Source organism: Aromatoleum evansii (assembly GCF_012910805.1).
Classification (GTDB): Bacteria; Pseudomonadota; Gammaproteobacteria; order Burkholderiales; family Rhodocyclaceae; genus Aromatoleum; species Aromatoleum evansii.
On sequence record NZ_WTVK01000012.1, the window covers coordinates 82,034 to 100,222 of the forward strand.

The 18,189-nt window shown below is 67.6% G+C and carries 16 protein-coding genes; all 16 read right to left on the bottom strand.

Annotated elements, in window-relative coordinates:
• Nucleotide 1 precedes the first annotated feature (1 nt).
• The 16 genes from lpxC to mraZ all read right to left on the bottom strand — a co-directional run bounded on the left by lpxC (nt 2) and on the right by mraZ (nt 17,906).
• Nucleotides 2-922, bottom strand: coding sequence for a UDP-3-O-acyl-N-acetylglucosamine deacetylase (lpxC, locus tag GO615_RS08040; RefSeq protein ID WP_169126773.1), 921 nt, complete (start codon nt 920-922; stop codon nt 2-4).
• A 206-nt stretch (nt 923-1,128) separates the two neighbouring features.
• A complete protein-coding gene (ftsZ, locus tag GO615_RS08045) occupies nt 1,129-2,268 on the bottom strand; it encodes a cell division protein FtsZ (protein ID WP_169126775.1) in 1,140 nt (379 codons plus the stop codon).
• 144 nt (nt 2,269-2,412) lie between these two features.
• The gene (ftsA, locus tag GO615_RS08050) at nt 2,413-3,642 is read right to left on the bottom strand and encodes a cell division protein FtsA (protein ID WP_169126777.1); all 1,230 of its coding nucleotides are present in this window, start codon (nt 3,640-3,642) and stop codon (nt 2,413-2,415) included.
• Nucleotides 3,639-4,487 carry a cell division protein FtsQ/DivIB gene (locus tag GO615_RS08055; RefSeq protein WP_169126779.1) on the bottom strand — a complete coding sequence of 283 codons (849 nt, stop codon included), beginning with the start codon at nt 4,485-4,487 and terminating at the stop codon, nt 3,639-3,641. The genes ftsA and GO615_RS08055 overlap by 4 nt, the downstream gene beginning before the upstream one ends.
• A complete protein-coding gene (locus GO615_RS08060; protein WP_169126839.1) occupies nt 4,471-5,385 on the bottom strand; it encodes a D-alanine--D-alanine ligase in 915 nt (304 codons plus the stop codon). The genes GO615_RS08055 and GO615_RS08060 overlap by 17 nt, the downstream gene beginning before the upstream one ends.
• Before the next feature lie 38 nt (nt 5,386-5,423).
• Nucleotides 5,424-6,839 carry a UDP-N-acetylmuramate--L-alanine ligase gene (murC, locus tag GO615_RS08065; protein WP_169126781.1) on the bottom strand — a complete coding sequence of 472 codons (1,416 nt, stop codon included), beginning with the start codon at nt 6,837-6,839 and terminating at the stop codon, nt 5,424-5,426.
• A complete protein-coding gene (gene murG, locus GO615_RS08070) occupies nt 6,836-7,906 on the bottom strand; it encodes an undecaprenyldiphospho-muramoylpentapeptide beta-N-acetylglucosaminyltransferase (RefSeq protein WP_169126783.1) in 1,071 nt (356 codons plus the stop codon). Before murG ends, murC begins: the two co-directional genes overlap by 4 nt.
• A complete protein-coding gene (ftsW, locus tag GO615_RS08075; protein ID WP_169126785.1) occupies nt 7,903-9,135 on the bottom strand; it encodes a putative lipid II flippase FtsW in 1,233 nt (410 codons plus the stop codon). Before ftsW ends, murG begins: the two co-directional genes overlap by 4 nt.
• Nucleotides 9,132-10,529, bottom strand: a complete 1,398-nt coding sequence (gene murD / locus GO615_RS08080) for a UDP-N-acetylmuramoyl-L-alanine--D-glutamate ligase (RefSeq protein ID WP_169126787.1) — start codon at nt 10,527-10,529, stop codon at nt 9,132-9,134. Before murD ends, ftsW begins: the two co-directional genes overlap by 4 nt.
• Nucleotides 10,526-11,614: a phospho-N-acetylmuramoyl-pentapeptide-transferase gene (gene mraY, locus GO615_RS08085; RefSeq protein ID WP_169126788.1), complete on the bottom strand. Its 1,089-nt coding sequence runs from the start codon at nt 11,612-11,614 to the stop codon at nt 10,526-10,528. The genes murD and mraY overlap by 4 nt, the downstream gene beginning before the upstream one ends.
• 3 nt (nt 11,615-11,617) lie before the next feature.
• Complete coding sequence (locus tag GO615_RS08090) at nt 11,618-13,018, bottom strand: UDP-N-acetylmuramoyl-tripeptide--D-alanyl-D-alanine ligase (RefSeq protein WP_169126789.1); 1,401 nt, start codon at nt 13,016-13,018, stop codon at nt 11,618-11,620.
• The gene (locus tag GO615_RS08095; RefSeq protein WP_169126790.1) at nt 13,012-14,517 is read right to left on the bottom strand and encodes a UDP-N-acetylmuramoyl-L-alanyl-D-glutamate--2,6-diaminopimelate ligase; all 1,506 of its coding nucleotides are present in this window, start codon (nt 14,515-14,517) and stop codon (nt 13,012-13,014) included. Before GO615_RS08095 ends, GO615_RS08090 begins: the two co-directional genes overlap by 7 nt.
• Nucleotides 14,514-16,268, bottom strand: coding sequence for a peptidoglycan D,D-transpeptidase FtsI family protein (locus GO615_RS08100; protein WP_169126791.1), 1,755 nt, complete (start codon nt 16,266-16,268; stop codon nt 14,514-14,516). Before GO615_RS08100 ends, GO615_RS08095 begins: the two co-directional genes overlap by 4 nt.
• The gene (gene ftsL / locus GO615_RS08105; protein WP_169126792.1) at nt 16,265-16,531 is read right to left on the bottom strand and encodes a cell division protein FtsL; all 267 of its coding nucleotides are present in this window, start codon (nt 16,529-16,531) and stop codon (nt 16,265-16,267) included. The genes GO615_RS08100 and ftsL overlap by 4 nt, the downstream gene beginning before the upstream one ends.
• Complete coding sequence (rsmH, locus tag GO615_RS08110) at nt 16,528-17,466, bottom strand: 16S rRNA (cytosine(1402)-N(4))-methyltransferase RsmH (RefSeq protein WP_169126793.1); 939 nt, start codon at nt 17,464-17,466, stop codon at nt 16,528-16,530. Before rsmH ends, ftsL begins: the two co-directional genes overlap by 4 nt.
• Nucleotides 17,463-17,906, bottom strand: coding sequence for a division/cell wall cluster transcriptional repressor MraZ (gene mraZ, locus GO615_RS08115; protein ID WP_018988057.1), 444 nt, complete (start codon nt 17,904-17,906; stop codon nt 17,463-17,465). The genes rsmH and mraZ overlap by 4 nt, the downstream gene beginning before the upstream one ends.
• Between the last annotated feature and the right edge of the window lie 283 nt (nt 17,907-18,189).

The following is an 18,189-nucleotide window of genomic DNA, read 5'->3' on the forward strand; positions in this document are numbered from 1 at the left end:
CTCAGGCGGCGAGCGAAAGTTCGAACTGGTGGCTGACCGCTGCCGGCGTCGCGGCGTCCTGCTCGAAGGTCACGATCTCCCAGGCACTGCTGTCTTCCAGCAGCACGCGCAGCACCTGGTTGTTCAGCGCGTGGCCGGCCTTGTGCGCGGAATAGCGGGCAAGCAGCGGATGGCCGCACAGGTAGAGGTCGCCGATCGCATCCAGGACCTTGTGCTTGACGAACTCATCGACGTAGCGCAAGCCCTCGGCATTGAGGACGCGGTATTCGTCCATCACGATCGCGTTGTCCAGGCTGCCGCCCAGCGCGAGGCCATTCGCGCGCATGAACTCCACGTCCTGCATGAAGCCGAAGGTGCGCGCGCGGGCGACGTCGCGGACGTAGGAATGCTCGGCAAAGTCGATGCTCACCTGCGTCGAGGTCTTGTCGATCGCGGGGTGGTTGAACACGATGGAGAAATCCAGCCGGAAGCCGTCGTAGGGCTCGAGGCGCACCCACTTGTCGTCCTCGCGGTACTCGACGACCTTCTTCACGCGCAGGAAACGCTTGGGCGCCTGCTGTTCCTCGATACCCGCGGACTGCAGCAGGAACACGAAGGGACCCGCACTGCCGTCGAGGATGGGGATTTCGGGGGCATCGACGTCGACGTGCAGGTTGTCGATGCCAAGGCCGGCAAGGGCCGACATGAGGTGTTCGACGGTGCCGACCTTCGCCCCGTCACGCTCGAGACCCGAGCACATGCGCGTATCGCACACCGAATACGGATCGGCCGGAAAATCCACGACCGGATCGAGATCGACGCGATGGAAGACGATGCCCGTATCGGGCGCAGCCGGACGCAGCACCAGCTGGACCTTGCGTCCGCCGTGCAGGCCGACGCCGGTGGCCTTGATGAGCGATTTGAGGGTGCGCTGCCTGATCATGGTTAAATTCCCGTTACACGACAGCAGTTTAGCACGCACAACCACGGTCACGCGGCAAGTTTGGTTGCAACGCAACATGCAACACTGCGTTGCTGCGGATTGCGCTCACGCCCCTGCGTTGCCCGCGGAAACGGAAACGGGCGCGTGCCGCAGACCGGAGGCGACGGTCCGCAGCACGCGCCCGTTATGGGCGGAGCCGTTTATGCTCAGTCGGCCTGCTTGCGCAGGAAGGCCGGGATGTCGTACGTCCCCATGCCGTTGGCACTCATCGCCTCGACCTGCGTGCGACGATTGGTGCGGATGACCGCCGGCACGTCCAGATTGGTCAGGTCGATGCCGCCGACCGACGGGCCGTAGGTGCCGGTGCCCTGCACAACCTGCATCACCGGCTGGCGCGCGGCGCGCGGCACGCCGAGGCCGGTGGCGACGACGGTCACGCGGACGCAGTCTTCCATCGACTCGTCGAACACGGTGCCGTACTTGACGAAGGCCTCCGGTGCAGCGAAGGCCTGGACGGTCTTCACGGCATCGCGCACTTCGGACATCTTCAGCGAGCGGCTGGCGGTGATGTTGATCAGCACACAGCGTGCGCCGGACAGTTCGGTGCCCTCGAGCAGCGGGCTCACGGCGGCCTGCTCGGCGGCGATACGGGCACGGTCCATGCCGGAGGCTTCGGCGGACCCCATCATCGCGCGGCCCATCTCGCCCATGGCGGTGCGCACGTCCTGGAAATCGACGTTCACGAGGCCGGGCACATTGATGATCTCGGCGATGCCGCCGACGGCGCTGCGCAGCACGTTATCGGCCGAGCGGAAGCAGTCCTCGAAGCCGGCGTCGTCGCCGTACACTTCGAGCAGCTTGTCGTTGAGGACGATGATCAGCGAGTCGACGTAACGGGTCAGCTCCTCGACGCCGCTTTCGGCAACGCGCAGGCGGTTCTCGAAGTCGAAGGGCTTGGTCACCACCGCGACGGTCAGGATGCCCATCTCCTTGGCGATCTCGGCCACGACCGGCGCCGCGCCGGTGCCGGTGCCGCCGCCCATGCCGCCGGTGATGAAGCACATGTGGGCGCCATCGAGCGCGGCGGCGATCGCGTCGCGCGAATCCTGCGCGGCCGCGCGGCCGGCTTCAGGCTTGGAACCCGCCCCCAGGCCCGAGCTGCCCAGCTGGATCTTGTTCGGGGCGAGGCAGCGATTGAGCGCCTGCGCATCGGTGTTGGCGACGATGAATTCGACGCCCTGCACCCCCTCCCTGATCATGTGGTCGACGGCATTGCCGCCGGCGCCGCCGACACCGATCACCTTGATGATCGTGCCGGTCTGCTCCTTCTCAACGATTTCAAACATTTGCCTCGCCTCCAGAAAAACAACCCCGATATGCACCGAGCTGCCGCCAAACCTACATCTAGTAATAAATCAAAAGTTTACAACTAAATAAGGGAATCAGATCAACAACTCATTCAATTTGGCTGAAAAATCCACGCCGTTACGTCAAAAATTCTTTTCGAACCACGCCTTCATGCGTCCAAACACCTGTTTCACGCTGCGCGTCTCGCGCGCGAGCATGCCGCGACGGCGCTGGGCGTGGCCTTCCATGACCAGGCCCATCGCCGTGGCATAGCGCGGGTGACACACGACATCGGCCAGGCCGCCCGAATATTGGGGTGCGCCGACGCGCACCGGCATGTGGAACACCTCCTCGCCGAGCTCGACCATGCCGAGCATCACGGACGAGCCGCCGGTCAGCACGATGCCCGAGGAGAGCAGCTCCTCGTAGCCGCTACGACGCAGTTCGGCCTGCACGAGCTCGAACAGTTCCGACACGCGCGGTTCGATCACGTCCGCTAGGCGCTGGCGCGACAGGGGGCGCGGCGGGCGGTCACCGACGCCGGGCACTTCGATCATCTCCTCGGGGTCGGCCAGCGTGTGCATGGCGACGCCGTGGCGGATCTTGATCTCCTCCGCTTCGGAGGTCGGCGTGCGCAGCGCCATCGCGATGTCGTTGGTGATCTGGTCGCCCGCGACCGGCAGCACCGCGGTATGGCGGATCGCGCCGTGCGTGAAGACCGCGATGTCGGTGGTGCCGCCACCGATGTCGACCAGGCACACGCCGAGTTCCTTCTCGTCCTCCGTCAGCACGGCGTAGCTCGATGCGAGCGGCTGCAGGATCAGGTCCATGACCTCGAGGCCGCAACGGCGCACGCACTTGATGACGTTCTGGGCCGCGGACACGGCGCCGGTAACGATGTGCACCTTGACCTCGAGCTTGACGCCGCTCATGCCGATCGGCTCGCGCACGCCGCCCTGCCCGTCGATGATGAATTCCTGGGTGAGCGTGTGCAGGATCTGCTGCTCGGCCGGCACCGGCATCGCGCGGGCGACCTCGATCACGCGCTCGACATCGAGCGGGGTGACCTCCTTGTCCTTGATCGCGACCATGCCGTTGGAGTTGAAGCTCTTGATGTGGCTGCCGGCGATCCCGGTATAAACGTCGCGGATCTTGCAGTCGGCCATCAGCTCGACTTCCTGGATCACGCGCGAGATCGCATCGACGGTGGCCTCGATATTCACCACCACTCCGCGCTTCAGCCCGCTGGCCGGTTGCGTGCCGACGCCGACGACGTTCAGGCGTCCGTCGGGACGCACCTCCGCGACCATGCACGTGACCTTGGCGGTACCGATGTCCAGCCCGACGATCAGGTCCTTGTATTCCTTGCTCATTTCTTGCCTTTCGCTGCCTTGAAGTCCCCCACCGGGGTGAGGGCGAATCCGCTCGGGTAGCGGAGATCCGCTACCGCCACCTGCACACCAACCTTTTCCTGCGCCTGCGGCCAACCGCTCACGAAGCGCGCGAGGCGCTCGCCGATGGGCGCCTTCTCCTGGTCGCGCCCGAGCATGATCACCATGCCGTCATCGAGCTTGAGCTGCCAGGCTTCGCGCGCGGAGAGCGCGAGGCCGACGAGCCGGCGGCCGAGGGGTTCGAGCGCCTCGCTGAATTCGCGATGCTTGGCCTGGATGTATGCGGCCGACCCCTGCGGTCCGGAGAAGGACGGCATATCGGCGTTGCTCGCCGCGACGAACACTTCGCCGTGGCGATTCACGAGTTGCGAGTCGCCGCTCTCGGAGGCCGTCCAGTAGGCGGCCGCCTGATGCTCCTCGAGGCGCAGTTCCAGCACGTCGGGCCAGCGGCGCCGCACTTCGGCACGGCGCACCCAGGGCAGCTTCTCGAAGGTCTCGCGCACGCCCTCGAGATCCACCGAGAAGAAATTGCCGCGGATCGCGCTGCGGGCCACGTATTCGAGCTGCTCCGTGGTCACCTGCGCGGGCGGCGTCAGCACGACCACTTCGCGCAGCGGAAAGAGCGGGCGCGACAGGAACCACGCGACGAAGGCGTAACCGAAAGCCACCGCCGCGAACAGCATCAGCACGTCCGAGAACAGATTCAGCAAGGCCGGCCGGTGCCACACGCCCTCGCGCTCGTGCGCCCGCCCGGGCATCCGGCTGGTGCCGGAAAGCCCGCGGGCGGCAAGCGGAGAGCGCAGGCGGAAGTCAGCCAAGGCGGGCATCCTCCAGGATCGCGAGGCACAGCTGGGTGAAGTCCATGCCGGCGACGCGCGCCGCCATCGGCACCAGCGAGTGTCCGGTCATGCCCGGACTGGTGTTCATTTCCAGCAGGTAGGGTCGCCCGTCCTCGGTCAGGATCAGGTCGGCGCGCCCCCAGCCGCGGCAGCCGAGCACCTGCGCGCTCTTCATGATCAGGGCCTGCAGGGCCTGCTCCTGTTCAGCGGGCAGCCCGCAGGGGCACAGGTAGCGCGTGTCGTCGGTGAAGTACTTGTGCTGGTAGTCGTAGTTGCCGCCGGGCGCCTCGATGCGGATCAGCGGCAGGGCCCGGTCGTGCAGGAAGGGGGCGGTCAGCTCGGCGCCGGAGATGAACTCCTCGGCGATGACGAGATCGTCGAAGCGCGCGGCGAGCTCCCATGCGGTCTTCAGCTGGCCCGCCTCGGTGACCTTGGTTGCCCCCATGCTGGAGCCTTCATGCACCGGTTTGACGAAGATCGGCAGGCCGAGATCGGCGACGACCGCATCCCAGTCGGTGTCTGCGTTGAGGATCGCGTAGCGCGGGGTCGGCAGGCCGCAGGCGGCCCACACCATCTTCGTGCGCCACTTGTCCATGGCCAGCGCCGACGCCATCACTCCGCTGCCGGTATACGGAATCTTCAGCAGTTCCAGCATGCCCTGGACGGTGCCGTCCTCGCCGCCGCGCCCATGCAGCGTGATGAAGGCGCGATCGAAGCCCTGCTCCTTGAGGATGTGCAGGTCGAGCTCGGCGGGGTCGAAGCCATGGGCGTCCACGCCCGCGGCCCGCAGGGCGGCAAGCACGGCGCCGCCCGACATCAGCGAGACTTCCCGTTCGGCCGAGGTGCCCCCCAGGAGCACGGCGACCTTGCCGAATTTCGCACGCATGGCCGGATCAACCACGACCTTGTCCGTCACTTCACCGCTCACGCCACTTCCTCGCTGTTAGCCAGTTTCCCGGGGACGGCGCCGATCGAGCCCGCCCCCATGGTGATCACCACGTCGCCGTCGCGCGCCGCCGACAGGATCGTCGCCGGCATGTCGCCGATGTCCTCGACGAAGACCGGCTCGACCTTGCCCGAGACGCGGATTGCGCGCGCGAGCGAACGGCCGTCCGCCGCGACGACCGGCGCCTCGCCGGCGGCGTACACCTCGGCCAGCAACAGGGCGTCGACGGTCGACAGCACCTTGACGAAGTCCTCGAAGCAGTCGCGCGTGCGCGTGTAGCGGTGCGGCTGGAAGGCGAGGACCAGGCGGCGGCCGGGGAATGCGCCGCGCGCGGCGGCCAGCGTCGCCGCCATCTCGACCGGGTGGTGGCCGTAGTCGTCGATCAGCGTGAAGCTGCCGCGTTCGCTGCCGTCCTCGCCGCGCAACAGGATCTCGCCGTAGCGCTGGAAGCGCCGGCCGACGCCCTTGAACTCCGCGAGCGCCTTGATGATCGCCTCGTCCGGCACCTGCGCCTCGGTGGCGACGGCAATCGCGGCGAGCGCGTTGAGCACGTTGTGCAAACCCGGCAAGTTCAGCTCGATCGGCAGGCGGCTGATGGTGCCATTCACGCGCACGGCATCGAACAGCATGCGACCGCCTTCGGCACGGATGTTCTCGGCGCGGATGTTCGCCGTCTCGGACAGGCCGTAGCGGACGATCTGCTTCGACACCAGCGGCATGATCGAGCGCACGTGCGGGTCGTCCTCGCACAGGACCGCGACGCCGTAGAACGGCAGGTGCTGGAGAAAATCGACGAAGGCCTGCTTGAGGCGGGCGAAGTCGTGCCCGTAGGTGTCCATGTGGTCGGCGTCGATGTTCGTGACGACCGAGATCACCGGGTTGAGCAGCAGGAAGGAGGCGTCGGACTCGTCCGCCTCGGCGACCAGGAAATCGCCCTTGCCGAGGCGCGCGTTGGCGCCCGCGGCGTTGAGCTTGCCGCCGATCACGAAGGTGGGGTCCAGCCCGCCTTCGGCGAGGATGCTGGCCACGAGCGAGGTCGTCGTCGTCTTGCCGTGGGTGCCGGCGATGGCGATGCCCTGCTTGAGGCGCATCAGCTCGGCGAGCATCTGGGCGCGCGGCACGACCGGGATGTGACGCGCACGCGCGGCCGTCACTTCGGGGTTGTCGTTGCGCACCGCAGTCGAGATCACGACCGCATCGGCCTTGGCGACGTTCTCGGCGGCGTGGCCGGACACGACCTGGGCGCCGAGCGCACGCAGGCGGCGCGTCGCGGCGTTCTCGCCGAGGTCCGAGCCGCTCACGGTGTAGCCGAGGTTCACCAGCACCTCGGCGATGCCGCTCATGCCGGCGCCGCCGATGCCGACGAAATGGATGTGCTTCACTTTATGCTTCATTGCTTTCTCCCTGCCGCGAGGTCTTCGCAGGCCTTCGCGACCGCCTCGGCGGCGTGCGGCTTGGCGAGCGCGCGCGCCTTCGTGGCCATGTCGAGCAGGCGCGTGCGATCGAGGCTCGCCAGGATGCCCGCCAGACGCTCGGCGTTGAGTTCGGTTTGCGGGAGCAGGTAGGCCGCTCCCTGGTCGGCGAGGAATCGCGCGTTGCCGGTCTGGTGGTCGTCCACCGCATGCGGGAAGGGCACCAGCAGGCTCGCCGCGCCCGCGGCCGCCAGCTCCGCGACGGTGAGCGCACCGGCGCGGCAGATGACCAGGTCGGCCTCCGCGTATTTCGTCGCCATGTCCTCGATGAAGGGCAGCAGCTCGCCCTCGACCCCCGCTGCGGCGTAGGCGCTGCGCAGCGCTTCGATCTGCTTCGTTCCGGCCTGGTGGGTGACGATCGGACGCTCGGCCGGTTTCATGCGCGCCAGTGCCTGCGGCACCGTTTCGTTGAGCACCGACGCCCCCAGGCTGCCACCAACGACGAGCACGCGGAGCGCGCCACTGCGTCCGGCAAAGCGCTCGGCCGGTGGTGCGACGGTGCCAATGTCGGCGCGTACCGGGTTGCCGATCCAGGCGGCCTTCTTCAGGACCTTCGGGAAGCCGGACAGGACCCGGTCGGCGACGCCGGCAAGCACCCGATTCGCGAGTCCCGCGACGGAATTCTGCTCGTGCAGGACCAGCGGACGACCCGTCAGCGCGGCCATCATGCCGCCCGGGAAGGTCACATAGCCGCCCATGCCGAGCACGACGTCGGGCCGGATGCGCCCCAGCGCGCGCAGCGCCTGCCAGAACCCGCGCAGCAGATTCAGCGGCAGCAGCAGTTTGCGCACGATGCCCTTGCCGCGCAGCGCGGTGAAGCGCACCCATGCGGTCTCGTAGCCGCGCTCGGGGACGATGCGCGCCTCCATTCCGTCGGGGTTGCCCATCCACACGATGCGCCAGCCGCGCGCGCGCAGCACTTCCGCCACGGCGATGCCGGGGAAGATGTGACCGCCCGTTCCGCCGGCCATCACGAGGAGGGTCTTCATGCACGCCCCCGCATCACTTGCCGATTCTCCCAGTCGACCCGCAACAGGATCGCGAGCGCGAGACAGTTCGCGACGATGCCCGAGCCGCCGAAGCTCATCAGCGGCAGGGTGAGCCCCTTGGTGGGCAGGAGCCCCGTATTCACGCCCATGTTGATGAATGACTGCACGCCGATCCACAGACCGATGCCCATCGCGACGAGGCCCGAGAAATAGCGCTCGAGCTTGATCGCCTCGCGCCCGATCAGCATCGCGCGGTGCACGAGGAGCGCGAACAGCATGACGATGGTCAGCACGCCGACGAAGCCGAGTTCCTCGGCGATCACGGCCAGCAGGAAGTCGGTATGCGCTTCGGGCAGGTAGAAGAGCTTCTCGACGCTCGCGCCGAGCCCGACGCCGAACCACTCGCCGCGGCCGAATGCGATCAGCGCGTGGGAGAGCTGGTAACCCTTGCCGAAGGCGTCCTGCCACGGATCCATGAAGCCGAACAGGCGGTCGCGGCGATAAGGGGAGAGCCACACCAGTAGGGCGAGGCCGATCACCGCGACGACCGCGAGCAGCACGAACGCGCGCACGTTGATGCCGCCAAGGAACAGCACCCCGAATGCGATCGCAGCGACGACGACGAAGGCGCCGAAATCGGGCTCGCGCAGCAGCAGGAAACCGACGAGCACGATGGTGATCGCCATGGGCAGGAAACCGCGGCGGAAGCTACCCATGTCGGGGAGCTTGCGCACGGTGTAGTCCGCGGCATACAGCGCGGCGAAGAGCTTCATCAGCTCCGACGGCTGCAGATTGACCGGACCGAGCGGCAGCCAGCGCTGCGCACCGTTCACCTCGCGACCGACCCCGGGGATCAGCACCACGATCAGCAGCGCCAGGCCGGCGAGGAACAGCAGCGGCGCAAACTGCTGCCACTGCCGCATCGTCACCTGAAAGGCCATCAGACCGGCGACCACGCCGATCGCAAGGAAAACCGCGTGGCGGATCACGAAGTAGTACGGCTGGTAGCCGGTGAACTTGCTGCCTTCGGCGATTGCGATGGACGAGGAATAGACCATCACCAGACCGATCAGCAGCAGCGCCGCCGCCGACCAAATCAGCAGGGGATCGAGGTCGCGGGCGGGCGTCTGGGGACGCATCAGGCGATTGACCGCGCGGCTCGTGTCCGAACCGACTCCGCCGGTGTTGTGCGAGGCGATCCAGCCGCTCAGGGCCGTCACGAACTTCATGTCGCGCTCACCCCCGGCTGACGAAGCACCGCCGCGACGAAGACCTCGGCGCGGTGGGCGTAGTTGCGGAACATGTCGAGGCTTGCACAGGCCGGCGAGAGCAGCACCACGTCGCCCGCCTGCGCAAGCGCCGCCGCACGGGCAACGGCCACGTCCATGTCGGCCGCGCGCTCGGTCGGCACGCCGGAGCAGGCAAGGGCGGTGTCGATCAGCGCGGCATCGCGGCCGATGAGCAGCACGGCACGGGCATGGCGCGCCACTGCGTCGCGCAGGGGCGAAAAGTCCTGCCCCTTCCCGTCGCCGCCGGCGATCAGGACGACCTTGCGGCCCAGGCCTTCCAGCGCCGCCAGGGTCGCCCCCACGTTGGTGCCCTTGGAGTCGTCGTAGAACACCACGCCGTCGGTACGCCGCGCTACGGGCTCGACGCGGTGCGGCAAGCCGCGGAAGGCTTTCAGCCCCTCGATCAGCGCGGCACGGGGGAGATCGATCGCGCGGGCAAGCGCCAGCGCCGCCATCGCGTTCGCCGCGTTGTGCGCACCGGCGATCGGCAGTTCGGCGATGCGCAGCAGACGCGTTTCGCCACATGCGAGCCATGTGGTTCCGTCGGCATCGGCGACGATGCCGTAATCGTCGGCGCCCGTGGGGGCATCCGTCCCGAAGGAGACGACACGCCGCCCCGCCTGCGCCATGGCCATCACCCGTAGGTCCTGGCGGTTGAGCACCTGGACACCGTCCCCCTCGAAGATGCGTGCCTTGACCGCCGCATAGCTGTCGAGGTCGCCGTGGCGGTCGAGGTGATCGTCCGTGACATTCAGCACCGTCGCGCCTTCGGCATTCAGGCCGGAGGTGGTTTCGAGCTGGAAGCTCGACAGCTCCAGCACCCAGCATTCGGGGAGTGCGGCGCCGCGATCGAGCCGTTCCATGAGCACCGTCAGCGCTGCGGGGCTGATGTTCCCCGCGGCGACCGCGTCCAGTCCGGCCGCCCGGCACAGCACCGCGGTGAGGGCGGTGGTGGTGGTCTTGCCATTCGTGCCGGTGATCGCAAGGATGCGGGTACGGGCACGCTGCGGCCCCGCAAGGGCCTCCGCCAGCAGGGTCATCTCGCCGACGATCTCGATGCCGCGACGACGCGCCTCGGCAAGCACCGGGGTACGCGCATCGATGCCGGGGCTGAGCGCGATCCGGGCGACGTCGTCGAGGAGGCTGTCCGCAAATCCACCGAGCACGACCTCGGCCGCCGGCACGCTCGCCCTGAGCACGGAGAGGCCCGGCGGCTCGCTGCGGCTGTCCGCGACGCGCACGCGCGCACCTTGCCGTGCGCACCATTGCGCCATCGCAAGGCCGGACTCGCCGAGGCCAAGTACCAGTACGAGCTTGTCGGATGCGGCGCTCATCTCAGTTTCAGGGTCGAAAGGCCGAACAGCACGAGCATGATCGTGATGATCCAGAAGCGCACCACGACCTGGGTTTCCTTCCAGCCGCCCAGCTCGTAGTGGTGATGCAGGGGCGCCATGCGGAAGATGCGCTTGCCGCCGCTGTACTTGAAGTACAGCACCTGCGCCATCACCGACATCGTCTCGGCGACGAAGAGGCCGCCCATGATGAAGAGCACGATTTCCTGGCGCACGACCACGGCGACGGTTCCGAGCGCGGCCCCCAGCGCGAGCGCACCGACGTCGCCCATGAAGACTTCCGCCGGGTAGGCGTTGAACCACAGGAAACCGAGGCCCGCGCCGCACAGCGCGCCCAGGAACACGGCGAGTTCGCCCGCGCCATTGATGTAGGGCACGCCGAGATATTTCGAGAAACCGGCATGACCGGCGACGTAGGCGAAGATCGCGAGTGCGCCGGCCACCATCACCGTCGGCATGATCGCGAGGCCGTCGAGGCCGTCGGTGAGGTTCACCGCGTGGCTGGTGCCGTTGATGACGAAGTACGAAAGCGCGATGAAGCCGTAGATCCCCAGCGGGTAGGACACCGCCTTGAAGAAGGGCACGATCAGTTCGGTCTGCGCCGGTTCGTGCGCCGTCAGCCCGAGGAACAGTGCCGCAGCCAGTGCGATCAGCGAGGTCCACAGGTACTTCCAGCGGCTCGGCAAGCCCTTCGGATCGCGGTGCACGACCTTGCGCCAGTCATCCACCCAGCCAACCGCGCCGAAGCCGAGGGTGACGAGCAGCACCACCCACACGTACTGGTTGCGCAGATCACCCCACAGCAAGGTGGTGACCGCGATAGCGATGAGGATCAGCGCGCCGCCCATGGTGGGCGTGCCGGCCTTGGTGAGATGGGATTTCGGGCCGTCGTCGCGCACGGCCTGGCCGATCTTCTTGGCGGCGAGCCAGCGGATCAGCGAAGGGCCGAAGACGAAGGAGATGATCAGCGCGGTGAGCGCAGCAAGGACCGTGCGCAGCGTGATGTAGCCGAACACGTTGAAGGTGCGGATATCCTGACCCAGCCAGAGGGCAAGTTCGAGCAGCATGGACTAATGAGACTCCTGTGAGGGGGCGCCATTGTGCACCGCCGCAAGTCCGTTCGCCACCCGCTCCATCCGCATGAAGCGGGACCCCTTCACCAGCACCACCGTGCTTGCGTCGAGGCGCGGCGCCAGCGCCGCGAGCAAAGCCTCGGCGGTAGCGAACTTCCGCCCTCCGTCGCCGAAGTTGTGCGCCGCGACTGCGCTCATTTCTCCCAGTGCGTAGAGCTCGTCCACACCCTTGCTCTTGGCGTAGCCGCCGACCTCGTCATGCAGTTGCGCGCTGGTCGTGCCGACTTCGCCCATGTCGCCCAGCACCAGCACCGTGTGGCCGGCCGTCGAGGCCAGCACGTCGATCGCGGCGCGGACCGAATCGGGATTCGCGTTGTAGGTGTCGTCGATGATCAGCGCACCGTTCAGGCCGGCGCGCCGCTGCAGGCGCCCCGGCGCACCACTGAACCCGGACAGGCCCTCGGCGACTGCCGCCAGCGACGCACCGGCGGCAAGGCACGCCGCTGCGGCACCCGCCGCATTGCGCACGTTGTGTTCGCCGGGAACCGGCAGGTCGAAGGTCGCCCTGCCCTCGCGGGCATTCAGCGTCAGGCGGGCGCCGAGGCCGTGAAGGTCGGCCTGCGCCTTCACGTCGGCATCATGGTCGATGGCGAAGGTGACGACGCTGCGGCCGCGATTGAGCTCCCGCCACAGCGCACAATGGGAGTCGTCGGCGTTCACGACGGCGACGCCCGTATCCCCCAAACCGCCGTAGATGGCCCCCTTCTCCCTGGCGATCTCCGCGAGCGACCCCATGCCCTGCAGATGGGCCCGCTGAGCGTTCGTGACGATCGCCACGCTCGGCCGCGCAAGGGCGGTCAAGTAGCCGATCTCGCCCGGATGGTTCATGCCCATCTCGATCACCGCCGCACGATGATGTGCGCGCAGCTCGAGCAGGGTCAGCGGCAGCCCGATGTCGTTGTTGAGATTGCCGGTCGTCGCGAGGACACAGTCCGGCGCGTGGCCATCCAGTCGCGCCTGGGTGCGCATGATCGCGGCGCACATCTCCTTGACCGTGGTCTTGCCGTTGCTGCCGGTCACCCCGATCAACGGGATGTCGAAGCGCCCGCGCCAGTGCGCCGCCAGCGCGCCTAGCGCAAGACGGGTGTCGCCGACGACGAGACGGGGAAACCCGATGTCCTCATGCTCGCGCTGCCATGCCTCATCGACCAAGGCCGCCGCGGCGCCTCCCGCCACCGCCTGCTCGACGAAGTCATGCCCGTCGAAATTCTCGCCGCGCAGGGCGACGAACAGCTGGCCGGAGCGGATGCGGCGGCTATCGGTGCCCACGCACGAAAAGGTGGCGTCGCCCACTGCGCGGAAGCCCGCGATCGTTGCTGCTTCCATGAGGCTCAGCATGCGCCCGTCCCCTTGGTCAGATTCCACTCGCGCAGGGCGATGTGCGCCTGCTCGACGTCCGAGAACGGCAAGCGCACGCCCAGGATCTCCTGATAGGGTTCATGTCCCTTGCCGGCGAGCACGACCACGTCATTGGAGCCGGCCTCGCCGACGGCCACGCGGATCGCCTGCGCCCGATCGATGACGCGCTCGGCCTGCGGGCCGGCGCCCTGCATGATGGCGTCGATGATCTTCGCCGGATCCTCCGAGCGCGGGTTATCGCTGGTGACGATCACGCGGTCTGCGCGCTGCCGTGCGACCTCGCCCATCAGCGGACGCTTGCCGGGGTCGCGGTCGCCGCCGCAACCGAACACGCACACGAGGCGCCCGCCACGCGTCGCCACGGTCGCGCGCACGGACTCGAGCACTTTCGCCAGTGCGTCCGGCGTGTGCGCATAATCGACGACGACGAGCGGCTCGGCGAAGCCGCCCACGAGCTGCATGCGCCCCTGCGGCGGAGTCAGGTGCGCGATCGCATGCGCGATCTCGTCCAGCGGCAAGCCGCGCGCGAGCAGCGCCCCGGCAACCGCCAGCAGGTTCGACACGTTGAACGGCGCCACCATGCGCACATCCAGCTCGCGTCGCACGCCCTCAAAGGCCATGGTGAAGCGCAGACCCGATGCCGACATGCTGACATCCTGGGCGCTCAGCAGGCGCACGCCATGCACCGGCGCCGCCGCAGTCTGGGTAAAACCGATCACCGGCAGCCCGGCAACCGCCAGACGTCGCGCCTGCCCCAGTCCGAAAGCGTCGTCCAGATTGATCACCGCGCTGCCCAGGCCGGGCTGGTCGAACAGCCGGGCCTTCGCTGCGCCATACGCTTCCATCGTGCCGTGATAGTCGAGATGGTCGCGGCTCAGGTTCGTGAACACGGCCACGTCGAAGGCCACCGCATTGACGCGCTCCTGGTCGAGGCCGATCGACGACACCTCCATCGTCGCCGCACTCCCGCCCGCCGTCAGGAAGTCGCGCAGGACGCGATGAACCTCGAGCGCATCGGGCGTCGTGTTCAACGTATCGGCGAGCTGCCCCGGGAAACCGTTCCCCAAGGTCCCGATCACGCCGCACTTTTCGCCGAACCGGGCAAGGGCCGCGGCCAGCCACTGGGTGACGGTCGTCTTGCCGTTGGTGCCGGTGACCCCGACGACCCACTGCCTGTCGGACGGACAGGCATGGATCAGGTGGGCGAGATAGCCTCCGAGACGGCGCAGTTCCGCGACGGGAATCGCCGGGACCGGCAAGCCTTCCACGCGGAATCCGCCGCGGTCGTCCCACAGCACCGCGGCAGCGCCGCGCTCGACGGCGGCACCGATGAACTTGCGGCCATCCGAGGCCAGCCCCGGCCAGGCCGCGAAGACATCGCCGGCGCCGACGCGGCGCGAATCGGCGCTGATACCGGCGGGCACGACACCGGCCCCTTGAAGGCGCTCAAGAATCGCGGATGCGAGTGCGAGGCTCACATGTTCTCCCGCGCGGGCACGACCACCCCCTGCTTCTGGGCGAGTTGCAGCGGCACCAAGGGTGCGTCCGGCGCCACGCCGAGCGCACGCAGCGCTCCTTCGGTAATCTGGGCAAACACCGGCGCCGCGACTGCACCGCCGTAATACTGTCCTGCAGAGGGTTCGTCGATCATCACGGCAACGATAAGCCGCGGATCGGAGACGGGGGCGAGTCCGACATAGGACGAAACATATTTATTCGTGTAGTGCGCGCCTTCCAGCTTGATCGCCGTGCCGGTCTTGCCTGCCACGCGGTAGCCGGCGACCTGCGCCTTGGGCGCCGTACCGCCGGGGCCGGACGCCAGCTCGAGCATGCCGCGCATCTCACGCGCCGTCGCAGTCGAGAAGATACGTTTGCCGCCGACGGGCGGCGCATCCAGGCGGGTCAGCGACAAGGGCACCAGTTCGCCGTCGCGCGCGAACGCGAGATAGGCGTGCGCCATCTGGATGAGGGTCACCGAGACCCCGTGGCCGTAGGACATCGTGGCCTGCTCGATCGGCTTCCACGTCTTCGCGGGACGCAAGCGGCCGCCCGCCTCGCCGGGAAAGCCGAGATTGAGCGGCTTGCCGAAGCCCAGATCGTCGTAAAGCCGCCACATCTCGTCGGGCGAGAAATGCATCGCGACCTTGACGGTGCCGATGTTGGACGACTTCTGGATCACCTGCGCGACGGTCAGCGGGCCGTTGCGGTGCGAATCGGAGATCGTCGCGCGCCCGATCGTCATCCGCCCCGCCGAAGTATCGATGATCGTGCCGGGCTGCACCTTCCCGCGATCCAGCGCGAGGCCGACGATGAAGGGCTTCATGATCGAGCCCGGCTCGTACACGTCGGTGAGGACGCGGTTGCGCAGCTGGGCCCCGCTGAGGTTCGAGCGATTGTTCGGGTTGTAGGTGGGCGCATTGACCAGCGCGAGGACCTCGCCGGTGCGTGCATCGAGCACCACCGACGCACCGGCCTTCGCCTTGTGCGTCTGCATCGCCTGACGCAGCGCCGAATAGGCGAGGTACTGGATCTTGGCGTCGATCGAGAGCGCGAGATCCTGCCCGTCGCGCGGCGCCCGGATGGCTTCGACGTCCTCGATGATCTGCCCGCGGCGGTCGCGGATCACGCGCCGCGCGCCCGGCTTGCCGGCAAGGGTGCCGTCGAACGCGAGCTCGACGCCTTCCTGCCCCTTGTCGTCGACACCGGTAAAGCCCAGCACGTGGGCCATCACCTCGCCGCCAGGGTAGTAGCGGCGATATTCCTGCTGCTGATGGATGCCGGCGAGCTTCAGGTCGGCGATCTGCTGCGCAGTCTCGGGCGACAACTGACGTTTCAGGTAGACGAAATCGCGACCGGCTGCGAGACGGCGATTGAGCTCCTGCACGTCCATTTCCAGCAGGCCCGCGAGCTTGCGCGCGTCCGGCGGGGTCAGATTCACGTCGGTCGGGATCGCCCAGATCGAACGCACCGGAGTGCTCACCGCCAGCATGTCGCCGTGGCGGTCCGTGACGCGTCCGCGCGTCGCCGGCACCTCGAGCACCCGCGCGTAACGCGACTCGCCCTTGGCCTGCAGGAATTCGTTATTTACCCCCTGCAGGTACATCGCGCGCCCGATCAGCGCCAGCGAGCACGCCATGAGGCCCAACATCACCACGCGCGGGCGCCAGGTCGGCAGGCCGTGCCGCAGCAGTGGGTTGTGATTGAAGGTCACCGTCCGCTGCTTGCTCATTTGACCCCCTCGATCGAAAAGACCTGGCCCGGCACCGGCGCACGCATCCCGATGCGCTCGCGGGCAATCTTCTCGACACGCGCGTGCGCGGCCCAAGTGCTCTGCTCGAGCTGCAACTGGTCCCACTCCACTTCGAGGCCGTGAGCGCGCGCCTGCTCGCGCTCGAGCTCCGAGAACAGCTTGCGGGCCTGGTGCTGCGACGCGACCACGCCCAGCGCGCTCGCCACCGCCACCGCCACGAGGAAGGCATCGGTGCGGATCATGCCTGCGCCTCCGTGCGCTCGGCCACGCGCATCACGGCGCTGCGGGCGCGCGGATTCGCCGCGACCTCCGCCTCGCCCGGACGCACGGCCTTGCCGACCAGCGCCAGACGCGGCTTCGGCAGGTCCGCGGCGCGCACCGGCAGGCGCGAGGGCAACTGCGGCGGACGCGACTCGTCACGCATGAAGCGCTTGACGATGCGATCCTCGAGCGAATGAAAGCTGATGACGGCGAGCCGCCCGCCCGGCTTCAGCCGCTCGACCGCATCCGGCAGGATCAGCGAAAGCTCTTCGAGCTCCTGATTGATGAAAATCCGTAGAGCCTGGAAACTGCGGGTCGCCGGGTGCTGCCCCGGCTCGCGTGTGCGGACCGCCTTTTCCACGATCTCGGCAAGCTGTCGAGTGGTTGCAACAACCCCCCCTGTCCGAGCAGCAGCAATCGCCTTTGCAATCGCATAAGCAAACCGTTCTTCCCCATAATCCCTGAGCACCTCCGTGATTTGCGCGACAGACGCCGCTGCCAGCCATTGCGCCACGGTCTGCCCGCGGCTCGTGTCCATGCGCATGTCGAGCGGCGCATCGAACCGAAAACTCATGCCCCGCTCCGGCTCGTCGAGCTGCGGAGAGGACACGCCAAGATCGAGTAGCACGCCATCGACCCGGCTCACGCCGAGATCGTCGAGCTCGCCGGCAAATGAGCTGAAAGGCGCATGAACGAGGGCCAGGCGGCGATCAGCGATCTGGCGACCGGCCGCGATCGCCGAGGGATCACGATCGAAGGCAATGAGCCGCCCCTGCGGCCCGAGCGCCGCGAGGATTGCCCGGCTGTGACCACCGCGACCGAAGGTGCCATCCACATAGACGCCGTCGGGCCGGATCGCCAACGCATCGACAGCTTCGGACAGGAGCACGGTAACGTGCCGGGAGGGCAGGTTCACAGCGCGAGGCTCTCGAATCCTGCCGGCAGCGCGGCACCGGAGAGCGCAAGCATCGCCTCCTGCTGCTTCTGCCATCCGGCATCCGACCACAACTCGAAGTGGGTTCCCTGTCCGACCAGCCATACCTGCTTGTCCAGTCCGGCCCACTGACGCGACGAGGGGGCGATCAGCACGCGCCCCGCGCCATCGAGCTCTTCCTCCTGGGCGAAACCGATCAGCAGACGCTTGAGGGCCGCAGCGGCGGGGTCGAGGCCAGGCATCGCCGCAACCTGCGCGCGGATCGGCTCCCAGACAGCTTGCGGATAAACCAGCAGGCACTTGTGGGGATGAGCGGTGACCACCAGCGGGGCCCCGTCGGGAACGAGGGCGTCACGATGCCGCGCAGGGATCGCAACGCGACCCTTGGCATCGAGACTGAGCGCAGCGGCTCCCTGGAACATTCCACCCCCTGATTTTGCCCGCCGAGGCGGCATGCATATGCCACCTTGACCCACTTTTTACCACCAGCCCCCACTTTAGAGTAAAGGAAATGGAGGGTCAAGCCGACCCCAGGGAGTTTTCCGTTGCTACACAATGACTTATGGACGAGCAAAGCGCTGCCATAAACCCTGAAAAATCAAGGCAGATAGCGCAACTTCATGAGAAAGATATGAAGATTCGGGCGCAGAACGAGCCCGAAGTGGGGAAGTGTGGGAAAACGCACACCGAAGTGGGGAAAACGGC

Coding starts and splice junctions, on each gene's coding strand:
- lpxC (WP_169126773.1), bottom strand. CDS start 922: ATGATCAGGCAGCGCACCCTCAAATCGCTCATCAAGGCCACCGGCGTC.
- ftsZ (WP_169126775.1), bottom strand. CDS start 2,268: ATGTTTGAAATCGTTGAGAAGGAGCAGACCGGCACGATCATCAAGGTG.
- ftsA (WP_169126777.1), bottom strand. CDS start 3,642: ATGAGCAAGGAATACAAGGACCTGATCGTCGGGCTGGACATCGGTACC.
- GO615_RS08055 (WP_169126779.1), bottom strand. CDS start 4,487: ATGCCCGCCTTGGCTGACTTCCGCCTGCGCTCTCCGCTTGCCGCCCGC.
- GO615_RS08060 (WP_169126839.1), bottom strand. CDS start 5,385: ATGCGTGCGAAATTCGGCAAGGTCGCCGTGCTCCTGGGGGGCACCTCG.
- murC (WP_169126781.1), bottom strand. CDS start 6,839: ATGAAGCATAAAGTGAAGCACATCCATTTCGTCGGCATCGGCGGCGCC.
- murG (WP_169126783.1), bottom strand. CDS start 7,906: ATGAAGACCCTCCTCGTGATGGCCGGCGGAACGGGCGGTCACATCTTC.
- ftsW (WP_169126785.1), bottom strand. CDS start 9,135: ATGAAGTTCGTGACGGCCCTGAGCGGCTGGATCGCCTCGCACAACACC.
- murD (WP_169126787.1), bottom strand. CDS start 10,529: ATGAGCGCCGCATCCGACAAGCTCGTACTGGTACTTGGCCTCGGCGAG.
- mraY (WP_169126788.1), bottom strand. CDS start 11,614: ATGCTGCTCGAACTTGCCCTCTGGCTGGGTCAGGATATCCGCACCTTC.
- GO615_RS08090 (WP_169126789.1), bottom strand. CDS start 13,018: ATGCTGAGCCTCATGGAAGCAGCAACGATCGCGGGCTTCCGCGCAGTG.
- GO615_RS08100 (WP_169126791.1), bottom strand. CDS start 16,268: ATGAGCAAGCAGCGGACGGTGACCTTCAATCACAACCCACTGCTGCGG.
- ftsL (WP_169126792.1), bottom strand. CDS start 16,531: ATGATCCGCACCGATGCCTTCCTCGTGGCGGTGGCGGTGGCGAGCGCG.
- mraZ (WP_018988057.1), bottom strand. CDS start 17,906: ATGTTCCAGGGAGCCGCTGCGCTCAGTCTCGATGCCAAGGGTCGCGTT.